Origin of the sequence: Pseudomonas sp. ok272 (genome assembly GCF_900109995.1) — a bacterium.
Taxonomy (GTDB): domain Bacteria; phylum Pseudomonadota; class Gammaproteobacteria; order Pseudomonadales; family Pseudomonadaceae; genus Aquipseudomonas.
In genome coordinates this window covers 285,481-298,955 of the sequence record NZ_FOCB01000005.1, presented here as the reverse complement: position 1 = coordinate 298,955, position 13,475 = coordinate 285,481, and the positions used below count along the sequence as shown (strand labels likewise).

The 13,475-nt window shown below is 63.1% G+C and carries 13 protein-coding genes; 7 read left to right on the top strand and 6 right to left on the bottom strand.

Going from position 1 to position 13,475, the window contains the following annotated elements; genetic code table 11:
* Positions 1-173 precede the first annotated feature (173 nt).
* Together BMW74_RS10845 and BMW74_RS10840 are read right to left on the bottom strand one after the other, a co-directional pair.
* Positions 174-2,576: a penicillin acylase family protein gene (locus BMW74_RS10845; protein ID WP_093418498.1), complete on the bottom strand. Its 2,403-nt coding sequence runs from the start codon at positions 2,574-2,576 to the stop codon at positions 174-176.
* A gap of 110 nt (positions 2,577-2,686) precedes the next feature.
* Positions 2,687-3,265 (bottom strand): DUF6436 domain-containing protein, encoded by a 579-nt coding sequence (locus BMW74_RS10840; protein ID WP_093418495.1) that lies wholly within the window; start codon positions 3,263-3,265, stop codon positions 2,687-2,689.
* Between the two features lie 108 nt (positions 3,266-3,373).
* On the opposite strand from BMW74_RS10840, the gene BMW74_RS10835 reads away from it, so the two are divergent.
* Positions 3,374-4,321: a phospholipase BipL gene (locus BMW74_RS10835; protein WP_093418492.1), complete on the top strand. Its 948-nt coding sequence runs from the start codon at positions 3,374-3,376 to the stop codon at positions 4,319-4,321.
* A 78-nt stretch (positions 4,322-4,399) separates the two neighbouring features.
* On the opposite strand, the gene BMW74_RS10830 is transcribed toward BMW74_RS10835, so the two are convergent.
* Positions 4,400-5,152, bottom strand: coding sequence for a DUF2059 domain-containing protein (locus BMW74_RS10830; RefSeq protein WP_093418488.1), 753 nt, complete (start codon positions 5,150-5,152; stop codon positions 4,400-4,402).
* A gap of 132 nt (positions 5,153-5,284) precedes the next feature.
* On the opposite strand from BMW74_RS10830, the gene BMW74_RS10825 reads away from it, so the two are divergent.
* Positions 5,285-5,917 (top strand): 2OG-Fe(II) oxygenase, encoded by a 633-nt coding sequence (locus BMW74_RS10825; RefSeq protein WP_175479190.1) that lies wholly within the window; start codon positions 5,285-5,287, stop codon positions 5,915-5,917.
* Positions 5,918-5,919: 2 nt separating this feature from the next.
* Positions 5,920-6,405, top strand: coding sequence for a 2-thiouracil desulfurase family protein (locus tag BMW74_RS10820; protein ID WP_093418482.1), 486 nt, complete (start codon positions 5,920-5,922; stop codon positions 6,403-6,405).
* 125 nt (positions 6,406-6,530) lie between these two features.
* On the opposite strand, the gene BMW74_RS10815 is transcribed toward BMW74_RS10820, so the two are convergent.
* Positions 6,531-7,304: a transporter substrate-binding domain-containing protein gene (locus BMW74_RS10815; RefSeq protein ID WP_093418479.1), complete on the bottom strand. Its 774-nt coding sequence runs from the start codon at positions 7,302-7,304 to the stop codon at positions 6,531-6,533.
* A 132-nt stretch (positions 7,305-7,436) separates the two neighbouring features.
* Between BMW74_RS10815 and BMW74_RS10810 the strand changes: the two genes are divergently transcribed.
* Complete coding sequence (locus BMW74_RS10810; protein ID WP_093418476.1) at positions 7,437-7,862, top strand: DUF4399 domain-containing protein; 426 nt, start codon at positions 7,437-7,439, stop codon at positions 7,860-7,862.
* Positions 7,863-7,921: 59 nt separating this feature from the next.
* Here the strand turns inward: BMW74_RS10810 and serA are convergent, their stop codons facing one another.
* Positions 7,922-9,151 (bottom strand): phosphoglycerate dehydrogenase, encoded by a 1,230-nt coding sequence (gene serA / locus BMW74_RS10805; protein WP_093418473.1) that lies wholly within the window; start codon positions 9,149-9,151, stop codon positions 7,922-7,924.
* 205 nt (positions 9,152-9,356) lie between these two features.
* Here serA and BMW74_RS10795 point away from each other — a divergent pair, with 205 nt between their 5' ends.
* The 3 genes from BMW74_RS10795 (at position 9,357) to BMW74_RS10785 (ending at position 12,588) form a co-directional block, all read left to right on the top strand.
* Positions 9,357-10,751, top strand: a complete 1,395-nt coding sequence (locus tag BMW74_RS10795; RefSeq protein WP_093418470.1) for an FAD-binding oxidoreductase — start codon at positions 9,357-9,359, stop codon at positions 10,749-10,751.
* 30 nt (positions 10,752-10,781) lie between these two features.
* A complete protein-coding gene (locus BMW74_RS10790; protein ID WP_093418466.1) occupies positions 10,782-11,447 on the top strand; it encodes a fumarylacetoacetate hydrolase family protein in 666 nt (221 codons plus the stop codon).
* A 223-nt stretch (positions 11,448-11,670) separates the two neighbouring features.
* Positions 11,671-12,588 carry an SdiA-regulated domain-containing protein gene (locus tag BMW74_RS10785; protein ID WP_093418463.1) on the top strand — a complete coding sequence of 306 codons (918 nt, stop codon included), beginning with the start codon at positions 11,671-11,673 and terminating at the stop codon, positions 12,586-12,588.
* Between the two features lie 134 nt (positions 12,589-12,722).
* On the opposite strand, the gene rpiA is transcribed toward BMW74_RS10785, so the two are convergent.
* Complete coding sequence (gene rpiA, locus BMW74_RS10780; protein WP_093418460.1) at positions 12,723-13,397, bottom strand: ribose-5-phosphate isomerase RpiA; 675 nt, start codon at positions 13,395-13,397, stop codon at positions 12,723-12,725.
* Between the last annotated feature and the right edge of the window lie 78 nt (positions 13,398-13,475).

Sequence of the window (13,475 nt, the reverse complement as noted above, 5' to 3'; positions counted from 1 at the left end):
GGGCTTGCTCGCGAAGGCGTCGGGTCAGTCAACATTGATGTCGGCTGGCAGATTGCATTCGCGAGCAAGCCCGCTCCCACGGTAGTCCGGCGGCGTACACCCGTCTGATGAACACCACTGCCCCTTGTGGGAGCGAGCCCGCTCGCGAAGAGGCCCGCCCAGACGCCCGAGATTTACTGCGCCGGCAACAACCTCAAGGTGCTACGGGTGTTGGCACTGACTTCCTCTTCACTGAAGTGCGCCTGATGGTAGAGGCCCTCGATGTAGGCTTCGGCCTGGTCTTCGTAGTGCGAATTGAACGGCACGCCGCTCTGGCCGACCGGGTTGATGGTCAGGCCGTGGGCCGGGTCGGCGAAGTCGATGATGCGCCGGGTCGACGGGCCATAGGTCACTGGCCACGGAGCCGGGCCGATCTTGGCCGAGAGGTTGTTCGGCACTTCATGACTGCCCGGTGCGTCGAAGGGGCCAATGTTGAAGAGCCGGTCCAACGGCTTCTGCGCGCCCAGCGGGTGGCTGTGGGTCAAGGTGTGGGCCTTGCCCCATTGCCAGTGCGCGCTGTCCGGGCCGAGGGTGGTTTTCAGGTGGGCGAGGCTGGTGTTCCACGCCGCCTTGACCACGTCGGAACGGGTCTGCTTGATCGCCGGGTCATGGCTGCCCCACCACGGCGAATCCGGGTTGGCCGCCAATCGAGGCAGGGCTGCGTCGATCACCCGGGTCGAGAGCAGGGTGTCGAAGAAGCTGTCGCCGAGCTTGTCGTGCATCGCGCCGTAGGCCAGGTCGTAGAGGAACTGGTTGAACAGCGTGGCACTGGTGGACGACAGCGGGTAGTCGCCTTGCCACGCGGCCAGTTGTTCCACCAGCTTGAGTTCCTGGGGATCGCTGACCACTTCACGCAGCACCGGCAACAACGGGGCCAGCAGGCGGGGGCCATAGCCGGTGGTGGTGCCCAGTTGCAGTTTCTGGTTGGCCTCGACGTCCCACTTCACGCTCTGGTCGCTCAGTTGACGGTCCAGTTGTTGGCCACGGTCGGGCAGGTTGTAGTAGCCGGGAATCTCCATGCCGGTGGGGGACAACGGCTGGAAGTTGGCGGAGACGATGTAGCCGCGGGCCGGGTTCTCTTCCTGCGGGTTGGCGCTGAACGGGTAGAAACCGTCCTTGTCGGCCTGGAGCGTGCTGCCATCGAGGATGAACGCTGGATTGACCCCGGCCGGGCGCTTGGGCAACTGCGCCGCTGCCCACCAGGCGATGTCACCTTTGGTGTTGCCCCAGATGATGTTCAACCCCGGTGCGTGGATCTTGGCGACGGCGGTGCGTGCCTTGGCCAGGGTGTCGGCGCGGTTGAGTTGGTAGAAGCCTTCGAGGACCGGGTTCTGGGTTTCGAGGAACGCCCACCACATGGCAATCGGCGTCTTCCCGGCGGTCGCGCCCAGCACGTCGTTGATGATCGGGCCGTGGGGCGACTGGCGTAGGGTCAGGGTCACCGGAGCCTCACCTTTGACCGCAATCTGCTGCTCGCTGTTGACCATGTCCACCCACTGGCCGTGGTACCAGACCTGGTTGGCGTTGTCCGGGTTGACCTTCTCGGCGATCAGGTCGAGATCGTCGTTCTGGAACATCGTCAGGCTCCAGCCGAAGTCCAGGTTGTGGCCGAGGAAGGCGAACGGCACCAGCGCCTGATGGTGGCCGTAGAGCTCAAGGCCCGGCGCCGACAGTTGCGCTTCGTACCACACCGACGGCGCCGAAAAGCGGATGTGCGGGTCGCCTGCCAGCAGCGGCTTGCCGCTCTTGGTGTGGCTGCCGGCGATCACCCAGGCGTTGCTGCCCTCGAACTGCGGCAGGCCGTTGTCGGCCAGGGCCTGTTCGCTCAGGCGGGCGATGGCGTTGAGGTCTTTCCAGTCGGCGGCACCGAGCAGCGGCGCCTTGGCGCCGGATGGTTGGGCCAACACGCCTTGCGGCTGCCAGTCGAGGTCGAAGACGTTCAGGTACTCGCTGCCCAGTTGATCGCGCACGTACGTCAGCACCGGCTCGGTGCGGAAGGCGACGGCAAAGCTGTAGGCCATGTAGCCGGCGACGCTGACGCTGTCCTGCGCGGTGAACGGGCGCTTGTGGATGCCCAGCACGTCGAACTCCACTGGCGCGGCATGGGTGTCCTGATACTGGTTGATGCCGTCCAGGTAGGCTTGTAGGGCCTTCCACGCCGGTGATTGCTTATCGAGGGCGGCGACATAGCTCTCGGCTCGCTCGCGGATACGCAGGCTGCGGAACAGCTTGTCGGTATCGACCAGCTTCGGCCCCAGCACTTCGGCCAGCTCGCCTCGGGACAGGCGGCGCATGATTTCCATCTGGAACAGGCGGTCCTGGGCATGCACATAGCCGAGGGTCCGGTACAGGTCGGCTTCATGTTCGGCGCGGATGTGCGGCACGCCGCGCTCGTCGTAGCGCACCGTCACCGGACCTTCGAGGTGCTGCAACTGCACTTGGCCCTGACGGGTTGGCTGTTTGCTGTAGAGGTAGCCGCCGGCACCGATGCCGAGGACGACGAGTAGCACTGCCAGGATGGTCAGGGCGCGCTTCATGCAGACTCCTTGTTCTTTTTATTGATGGCGTGTCGCTATCTTGAGGCGATCAACATGTAACACAGACCTTGTGTGCCGGGCAGCCTCTACCTCGAAAAGTCCGGAATGCCCTATTGGGGGGCACTCGCCCACGGGCAATAGCACCCCACCGCCAACGTGTGCGTCGCGTTGACCGGGCGGCCCTCGCTCAGGGCTTGCAGGATGGGTTCGATAAAACTGTTGCTGGCGTTGCAGGTCAGGCCTTCGCTGTATGGGCCGAAGTACGCCAGTGTGCCGTTGCGGTCCCAGATCGCCACGGCGGGACTGGCCGGGATGTGTTCGGCGCCGGGGAGGGTTGGCAGGGTCTGCAGGTTGCTCAAGGTGTCGGGTAGGCGACCCTGGCTGCCGGGCTTTTGCACGGCGAAGAACTGCACGCCCTGGGGGCCGTAGTGTTCCAGTAACTCGCCCAGGTGTTGCTGGTTGCCGACGTTGCACGGGCAAGCCGGGTCCCAGAAGTGCACCACGCGAATCGCGCCGGGGCCGGCCAGGTGGTCGGGCAGGCGCAGCGGATCACCGGAGAACAGCGCCGTGTGGGAGCTGAACGCGCGCACGTAGCGTCCCTGGAACCAGTCATAAGCGCTCCACAGCACCGCGGCGCACACAAGGGCGAGCAGGCTGGCGAGCAGTGTCGTGCGGTGGCGAGGGCGCATTCGAAACCATCCTTGAGGGGCGCGTAGCTTGCCATGCCCGGCGCGACAGAAGAATATCGCAGGCCCATAAAGTCTGTTCCGCGCCTCGCGCCTTGCCTGGAAGTCGTCATGCCTGCCACCTTCAACCCCGATCACCTGCGTGCCAGCCTGGGCCCCCTGGCCGAGGGGCAGCCGCTGTCGGAAGAAGCGCGGGCCTATCAGCATTGCTACGGCCTGGACTTTCCTGGGCGCGCCCTGCGTACCGGGCTCGGGCGCTTCGAGGTGGATGGGTATGAGGTGGTCTGCCAGTTCTGGTGGCCCGAGGCGGCCAAGGCGACGCTGTTCCTGTTTCATGGCTTCTACGACCACACGGGGCTGTACCGGCATGTGATCGAGTGGGCCCTGGAGCAGGGGTTCGTGGTGATCGCCTGCGACTTGCCGGGGCATGGGCTGTCCAGCGGCGCGCGGGCGAGCATTCGCGATTTCGCCGAGTACCAGGACACCCTGCAAGGTTTGTTCGCCCAGGCGTTGTCCATGGCGATGCCGCAGCCGTGGCATCTGTGCGGGCAGAGTACCGGCGGCGGGGTGGTGGTCGATCATGTGCTCAATCACGGTGCAGACAGCCCGGCCCAGGGCCAGGTGATCCTGCTCTCACCGTTGGTACGGCCCCGCGCCTGGGGCTGGTCGCACCTGAGCTATTACCTGCTCAGGCCGTTCGTCAAAGGCATCGCCCGGCGCTTCAGCGAGAACTCCAACGACCCGGCGTTCCTGCCCTTTCTCCTGGCGGACGGGCTCCAGCCACAGCGTTTGCCCACCGCCTGGGTCGGCGCCCTGGCGCGCTGGATCAAACGCATTGAAGCGGCGCCGCGCAGTCCAAGGCGGCCGCTGATCATCCAGGGGCAGTCGGACATGACGGTGGATTGGCAGCACAACCTTGCGGTGTTGGAGGGCAAGTTCGACCGGCCGCAGGTATTGAAACTGCCGTTGGCGCGGCATCACCTGGCCAATGAAACCCTGGCGTTGCGCCAGGAGATCTTCGGGTTCTTGAGTCGGCGGATCAAAGGCCGGAATCCGTAGGGGCCAGGGACGCCTTCGCGAGCAGGGGGGGCGTCGTTCACAGATCCAATGTGGGAGCGAGCCTGCTCGCGAAGCGATCTATTGGCCCAGGTTCGACGTACTCTGGCCTACCGCCAACCCGGCCCGAATCGCCGCCAGCGCTGCCTGGTAGTACGCCTTGCCCTCGGTGGACTCGGCGAACGTGGCGAACTCTTCCAGCTCGTTGTCCGACAGGTCGCGGTACACGTAGAGCAGGGTGTTGTTCAACTCGCCGCCAATCTGCTCCATCAACCGTTGGCGCTGGCCGTTCAACATGCCTTGTGCCTGACCGCCACCGAGCAGGCCGGGGATCATCTGGCTCAGGCTGTCGGCCGCCACGCCGGCAATCGCCAGGCTGACTTCGGCACCCGCTTCACGGGCGGGCAAGGCTTGGGCCAGGTGGCCAATGATCAACAGGCGGGTGTCGCTGGCCTCGATCTTCGGCAGGCCCTTGGCATTCTTCGCCAACTGGTCGCGACGGGTTGCCAGCAGTTCGGCGGCAATGATCTTGCGGCCCAGGGGCGACCGGAAAAACGCCAGCGCCGGCCCGGGATCGGCCAGGTGTTGGCGCAGTTGGGCCTCGGCTCGACGATCCATGGCCTGTGGTGCAAAACGTTGATTGCTGTTGTCGACCAGTGCCTGGAACACCGCGGGCGGCAGGCTGCTTTGGTAGCGTTGCTGGGCAGCGCTCAGGGCATCGTTGAAATGCGCGCGTTGATCGGCCCAGCCGGCGACCTTGTAGAGTTGGTCGTGGCCGTCTGCCCAGGCGGGAGAAACACAGAGTATCAACAGTGAAAAAAGCAAACGGCGCATAGGGACTCCTGTCGGCAGGTGGCTATTCTCCGGGGGCAGACACAGGTTGTCGAGAATTCGTATCAGATTCGCCCGTTTATCCGACGATCCTCCGCTATGCGGTGCTGTCGGATTTCTCGGCGCCGGAATACTATGCGCGCCATGCACATACCCTCTGATCACCCGCTGCTGTTACGTATCGTCGACGACCTGGCTGCACGCGGCTGGTCGCAGCAGAATATTTTCCTGCCCGAGGTGCTGACCCAGGCGCTGGCGGCTGAGTGTCGCAAGCGGGCAGCGGAAGGTGAGTTGGCGCCGGCGGCGGTGGGGCGAGGGCCGTTCTCGGAGATTCGCGAAGGCATTCGCGGCGACCATATCCAGTGGCTGGAACCCAACCAGGCGCAGGCCTGCGACAGTTACCTGGGCCTGATGGACAGCCTGCGCGAGGCGATGAACCGGGGTTTGTACCTAGGGCTTGAGGACTTCGAGAGCCACTTTGCGCTGTACCCGCCCGGGGCGTTCTACCTCAGGCATGTCGACCGGTTTCGCGATGACGACCGGCGCATGGTATCGGCGGTGATCTACCTCAACGACGCCTGGCTGCCCGAGCACGGCGGTCAATTGCGCATGTACCTGGACGAGCGAGGGGAGCACGACGTGCTCCCCTCGGGGGGGTGCCTGGTGGTGTTCCTGTCGGGCGAAGTGCCCCATGAAGTGATGCCCGCGACCCGCGAACGCCTGTCCCTGACGGGCTGGTTTCGCCGGCGCGGCAATGAGCCGTTCTGAGCATGCAGAAGATTCTGGTGAGTCGTTGCCTGTTGGGCCATCGCGTGCGCTACGACGGGGGCGCCAGCGGGCCATTCAATCAGCTTGAACAGTGGATCGCCGAAGGTCGGGTGGTCGCGCTGTGCCCGGAAGTCGCCGGTGGCTTGCCGACGCCCCGGGCGGCGGCGGAGATTCCCGGTGGGCAAGGGGCGCACGTGCTCGACGGTACGGCGCGGGTGATGACCACCGAGGGCGAGGATGTCAGTGCCGCGTTTCTCTCGGGCGCTCATCAAGCTTTGGCGTTGGTGCAACGGCACGGCATCCGCATCGCCGTGCTCAAGGCCAACAGCCCGTCGTGCGGCAACCTGCTGACCTATGACGGCACCTTCAGCGGGGTCAAGGTCAGCGGCGAGGGCGTCACCGCGGCCTTGCTGGCCCGCCATGGGGTGCAGGTGTTCAGCGAGTTGCAACTGGCCGAGGCAGCGATGGCGCTGGCTGCCCTGATCTAGCGGGCTGCACAAAACCATTGTGGGAGCGGGCTTGCTCGCGAAAGCGGTGTGCCAGTCAACATTGATGTTGTTTGACACACCGCTTTCGCGAGCAAGCCCGCTCCCACATTAGGCATTCCAGTGGCTCACAGCTTCGGCGGCTGGCTCGCGTCCATGCCGAACCACTTCTGCGACAACTTCATCATTCGTCCATCGGCCTTGATCCGCTGCAGGGCCCGGTCGAGGCTGGCCTGGAACGCGGGGTTGCCCTTCTGGAACGGGATCACCAGGCTCAGGGTCGGGCCGACCTTGGCACCTTCTTTCACCGGCAAGCGGCTGTCACGAATGGCGTAGGGGATCAGCAGGCGGTCGCTGATCGCGGCGTCGATTTGCTGGTCGGCCACGTCCTTGATGGGTTGCTGCGCATCGGCGTAGCTGCGCAGGTCGACCCCTTCGACACTGCGTGCCTGGTCGACGAACTGGCTGCCTTGCGCCACGCCGAGGGATTCGCCCTTGAGTGCCGTCAGTGAGCTGAAGGGGCGCTGTTCTTCCTTGCGCACGATCAGTTGGGCGCTGGAGTAGCTGTAAGGCTCGCTGAACGCGAAACGATCCTTGAGTTCCGGGGTCAGTGCTATGTGGTTGATGGCAATGTCGTAGCGGCCGCTCTCGACCCCAGGCAGCAGTTCGGCGGCGTCGGTCACCACGAAGTCGGTGCGTACATCCAGCTCGCTGGCCAGCAGTTGGCCAAGTTCCACTTCAAAGCCGGTGAGCTTGCCGTCTTCCTTGAAGTTGAACGGTGGGGTGTTGGCTTCCAGCGCAATGCGCAGCTCGCCACGGTCGTTGACATCATCGATCAGTTCAGCGTGAGCAAACGGGCTCACAAGGGGTAGCAACAGTATCAGGCCAGGCAACAAACGCATGGTCGCTCCTTGAATTCGTTATGTGTGGCGTGCTGCTGCGGCACGCTTTGCTATGGTGTTGAGGTCCTTCGACAGCGAATTGCTACAAAGTTGTCACACTTATCAAGATAAAGCGCAAACCTGGAGAAAAGAATGAAAACCTTTATGTCACGTGCAGTTTTGGCTGGTCTGGTACTCAGCGCTTCGATGATGGCCAGTGCCGCGACCCAGGCCCCAGTGGGCGCCAGGGTGTTTATCGTGGCGCCGGAAAACGGCGCCACCGTGGATAAAACCTTCAAGGTCAAGTTTGGGGTCGACGACGTTTCCCTGGCGCCAGCCGGCGATAACACCGCGCACTCCGGCCACCACCACCTGCTGATCGACACCCAGGACGTGATCCCGGCGGGCGCCGTGATCCCGGCAGACGCCAACCACGTGCACTTCGGCAAGGCCCAGACCGAAACCGAACTGACGCTGACTCCAGGCACCCACACCTTGCAGTTGGAGCTGGGCGACAAGAACCACATGGCCTTCGAGCCGCCTATCGTCTCGGAAAAAATCACCGTGACGGTGAAGTAACGCGCACTGAATGAAAAAGGGAGCCCCGAGGGGCTCCCTTTTTGCTTGACGCTTGAGCGTTAGAACAACACGCGGCAACGGATGGTGCCGTTGATGTGTTGCAGCTTCTCTTGCGCCAGGTCCGAGTACTCGGCGTCGACGTCGATCACCACGTAGCCAACCTTCTCGTTGGTCTGCAGGAACTGACCGGAGATGTTGATGCCGTTCTCGGCGAAGACCTTGTTGATCTCGCTCATCACGCCCGGGATGTTCTCGTGGATGTGCAGCAGGCGGTGCTTGCCAGGGTGAGCCGGCAGGGCCACTTCCGGGAAGTTGACCGAGGACACCGACGTACCGTTGTCGCTGTACTTGACCAGCTTCTCGGCCACTTCCAGGCCGATGTTGGCTTGGGCTTCAGCGGTGGAGCCGCCGATGTGCGGGGTCAGGATCACGTTGTCCAGGCCACGCAGCGGGCTTTCGAACTCTTCGTCGTTGGAGCGAGGCTCCACCGGGAACACGTCGATGGCCGCGCCGATCAGGTGCTTGTCCTTGATCGCGTCCGCCAGGGCGTCCAGCTCGACCACGGTGCCGCGAGCGGCGTTGATCAGGATCCCGCCTTTCTTGATCGCACGGATTTCCTTCTCGCCGATCATCCACTGGGTGGCCGCGGTTTCCGGCACGTGCAGGGTGACGATGTCGGACATGCCCAGCAGTTCGGTCAGCGAACCGACCTGGGTGGCGTTACCCAGTGGCAGCTTGGTCACGGTGTCGTAGAAGTACACCTGCATGCCCAGGCCTTCGGCCAGGACCGACAGTTGGGTGCCGATCGAGCCGTAGCCGACGATGCCCAGCTTCTTGCCCCGGATTTCGAAGGAGTTGGCTGCGCTCTTGATCCAGCCGCCACGGTGGCAGGAAGCGTTTTTCTCGGGGATGCCGCGCAACAGCAGGATCGCTTCGGCCAGCACCAGTTCCGCGACGGAGCGGGTGTTGGAGTACGGCGCGTTGAACACTGCGATGCCGCGTTCGCGGGCAGCGTTGAGGTCGACCTGGTTGGTGCCGATGCAGAAACAGCCCACAGCGACCAGTTTCTTCGCGTGATCGAAGACTTCTTCGGTCAGTTGAGTACGAGAGCGAATGCCGATGAAGTGAGCATCCGCGATCTTTTCCTTGAGCTGGGCTTCCGGCAGAGAACCGGTGAGGTACTCGATGCTGGTGTAGCCCGCCGCCTTGAGGACGTCGACAGCCGATTGGTGGACGCCTTCGAGAAGAAGGAACTTGATCTTGCTCTTATCGAGAGAAGTCTTGCTCATCTGCGTAAACCTGTATCCCGGAGAAAAATGGCAGGGAAGGGAGCAGCCCAGAGCTGACCCGGACGGCAAGAAAGCCGTCACCGCCGAACAGCCTTTGGGCTCGTCCTGCGGGGGCGGTATGCTAGCATACGCACCCCGCTAAACACTCATTCCTGCGACGTGAAGCGTTCTCAGGATGACCATGAATTGTTCGAGAGTTCTGTCGATGACCCATCCTGCCCTGATTGATGAGCTAAAGACCCTGGTTGAGCCCGGCAAGGTACTGACCGACGCCGACTCCCTGAATGCTTACGGCAAGGACTGGACCAAGCATTTCGCCCCGGCCCCGAGCGCCATTGTGTTCCCCAAGACCACCGAGCAGGTCCAGGCCATCGTGCGTTGGGCCAATCAGCACAAGGTTGCGCTGGTGCCGTCCGGCGGGCGCACCGGGCTGTCGGCCGCGGCCGTTGCCGCCAATGGCGAAGTGGTGGTGTCGTTCGACTACATGAACCAGATCCTCGACGTGAACCTCACCGACCGCACCGCCGTGTGCCAGCCGGGCGTGGTCACCGAACACCTGCAAAACGTCGCTGAAGAGAAAGGCCTGTACTACCCGGTGGACTTCGCCTCTGCCGGTTCCAGCCAGATTGGCGGCAATATCGGCACCAATGCCGGCGGGATCAAGGTCATTCGCTACGGCATGACCCGTAACTGGGTCGCCGGGATGAAAGTGGTGACCGGCAAGGGCGACCTGCTGGAACTCAACCGCGACCTGATCAAGAACGCCACTGGCTACGACCTGCGCCAGTTGTTCATTGGCGCCGAAGGCACCCTGGGCTTTGTGGTCGAAGCGACCATGCGCCTGGACCGCGCGCCAAAAAACCTCACCGCGATGGTCCTGGGCACGGCCGACTTCGACTCGATCATGCCGGTGCTGCACGCGTTCCAGGGCAAGCTCGACCTGACCGCCTTCGAATTCTTCTCCGACAAGGCCCTGGCCAAAGTCCTGGCCCGTGGCGACGTGCCGGCGCCGTTCGAATCCGACTGCCCGTTCTATGCGCTGCTGGAATTCGAAGCGACCACGGAAGAAGTGGCCAACCATGCCCTGGAAACCTTCGAGCACTGCGTCGAGGAAGGCTGGGTGCTGGACGGCGTCATGAGCCAGAGCGAATCCCAACTGCAAAACCTGTGGAAGCTGCGCGAGTACATCTCCGAGACCATCTCCCACTGGACCCCGTACAAGAACGACATCTCGGTCACCGTGTCGAAAGTCCCGGCGTTCCTCAAGGAAATCGACGCGATCGTCGGCCAGCACTACCCGGACTTCGAAATCGTCTGGTTCGGCCACATCGGCGACGGCAACCTGCACCTGAACATCCTCAAGCCCGAGAACCTGAGCAAGGACGAGTTCTTCGCCAAGTGCGCGACCGTCAACCAGTGGGTGTTCGAAACCGTCGAGAAGTACAACGGCTCGATCTCCGCCGAACATGGCGTGGGCATGACCAAGCGCGACTACTTGACCTACAGCCGTTCCCCGGTCGAGATCGAGTACATGAAAGCGGTCAAGGCGGTGTTCGATCCGAACGGCATCATGAACCCGGGCAAGATCTTTGCGGTTTGACCCAGTGAATCACTCAGGCAGGAGTCGGTAATGAACTATCAGCACCAGTATGTCGACGGTACCCGTATTCATTTCCCGATCGGGAAAGTGGTGTGCATCGGGCGCAACTACGCCGAACACGCCAAGGAACTGGACAATCCGGTGCCGACCGAGCCGCTGTTGTTCATCAAGCCGGGCAGTTGCGTGGTGCCGCTGGAAGGCGGGTTCAGCATTCCCACCGAGCGTGGTTCGGTGCACTACGAAGCGGAAATCGCCGTGCTGATCGGCAAGCCGCTGTCGGCCACGCCGAGTCGCGAAGAAGTGCTGGACGCGATCTCCGGCTTCGCCCCCGGCCTGGACCTGACCTTGCGCGACAAACAGGCCGAGCTCAAGGCCAAGGGCTTGCCGTGGGAAATCGCCAAGTCGTTTGATGGCGCCTGCGTGTTGGCACCGTTCGTGGTCGCCAGCACCTTTGCCGACCTGACCGACATCGGCATCCGCCTGACCATCAACGGCGAAGTGCGTCAGGACGGTAACAGCAGCGCCATGCTCAACCCGATCGTGCCAATGATCCAGCACATGGCCGGCTGCTTCTCGCTGCAGGCCGGCGACGTGATCATGACCGGCACCCCGGTGGGCGTTGGCCCGCTGAATGTCGGCGATGAACTGGTGCTGGAACTGCCGGGTGCCGGAAGCTTCAGCAGCCGCGTTCGCTGAGCCACGGCACCACACAAAACCTGTGGGAGCGAGCCTGCTCGCGATAGCGGTGTATCTGACACATTGATGTTGAATGTGCCTATGCCTACGCCTTCGCGAGCAGGCTCGCTCCCACAGGGGGTTCCATCTGTCATTGAGGGGGGCACATCCCCATCGCCATTAAGCTTGAATTCATCCAAGCGTGATATGTCATCCGCCCTGATTCGTTTTTGAGCCTGCCTGCATGCGCCGACTTTTCCGTCTTAAATTCCTGGTTCTGATTGCGCTGGTCGCCGCCTTGCTGGCGTTGGGGGTCTGGGGCCAGAAACACCGCTTGTTCGAGCGCGGTTGGTTCAACCTGCAGGCCTGGTTGCACCCCGTCAGTCACCCATCGATGGCACTCAACGACTATCAGGTGGTGATCGAGGGCAAGGTCATCGACGGCTTGAGCGCTGACGTCTCGGCGCTGACCTACGACCCGGTGCGCAAGAGCCTGTTTACCGTGACCAACAAGGACTCCGAGCTGATCGAGATGTCCCTCGACGGGCGGATCCTGCGGCGCATCGCACTGGTCGGCTTTGGCGACCCGGAAGCGGTGGAGTTCATCAGTGCCGACACCTATGTGATCAGCGATGAATACCAGCAGCGCCTGATCAAGGTGCACCTGGAGGACGACACGCAGTTCGTCGATGCCGCGGACGCCGAGCAGATGACCCTGGGTCTGCACATCGGCAGCAACACCGGCTTTGAAGGCCTGGCCTATGACATCAAGGGCAGGCGGCTGTTCATCGCCAAGGAGCGCAACCCGATGTTGATCTATGAAGTGCAGGGGTTTCCGCACGTCAAGGCAGAGAAATCCTACGCGGTGCACGTGGTCAACAACCCCAAGCGCGATGCCGGGCTGTTTGTGCGTGATCTGTCGAGCCTGCAATACGACGAGCGCAGCGGCCATTTGCTGGCGCTGTCGGACGAGTCGTTCCTGGTGATCGAGCTGGATGTCGATGGTCGACCGCTCAGTACCCTGTCATTGCGCAAGGGGCGCCAGGGCTTGCAAAAGACCGTGCCGCAAGCAGAAGGCATCGCCATGGACGATGACGGCACGTTGTACCTGGTGAGCGAGCCGAACCTGTTCTACGTGTTCAAGAAACCGACCGCGCCCTGATCAACACCTTGAAACGACTGTGGGAGCGGGCTTGCTCGCGAAAGCGGCCGGTCAGTCAGCGATGATGCCGACCGATCTGACGCATTCGCGAGCAAGCCCGCTCCCACAGGGTCCAGGATTACGTGCCGACAGCCTTACTCGGCCCGCAGGGTCTTGACCCCTTCGCTGGTCCCCAGCAGCAGCACGTCCGCCGGGCGCGCCGCGAACAGGCCGTTGGTGACCACGCCGACGATGGCGTTGATCTGCCGCTCCAGTTCCACCGGGTTGACGATCTGCAGGTTGAACACGTCGAGGATGATGTTGCCGTTGTCGGTCAACACGCCTTCGCGGTACACCGGGTCGCCGCCCAGCTTCACCAGCTCGCGTGCCACGTGGCTGCGGGCCATCGGGATCACTTCCACCGGCAGCGGGAATTCGCCTAGCACCGCCACCAGCTTGCTGGCGTCGGCGATGCAGATGAACGTCTTGGCCACGGCCGCGACAATCTTCTCGCGGGTCAGGGCGGCGCCGCCGCCCTTGATCAGGTTCAGGTGCTCGTCGCTTTCATCGGCGCCGTCGACGTAGAACTCCAGGTCGCTGACGGTGTTGAGCTCATACACCGGGATCCCGTGGCCCTTGAGGCGTGCCGCGGTGGCTTCGGAACTGGCGACCGCGCCATCGAACGCGCCCTTGTGCTGGGCCAGCGCATCGATGAAGCAGTTGGCGGTGGAGCCGGTGCCCACACCGACGATGCTCTTGTCGTCGAGTTTCGGGAGGATGAAGTCGACGGCGGCCTGGGCCACTGCCTGTTTGAGTTGATCCTGGGTCATGCGGGCTCCGGATGCGGGCGAGGGGAGAACGGGAAGGCCGGCATTATAGCCCTTCGCCTGGGCAAAACCTCTTCAATC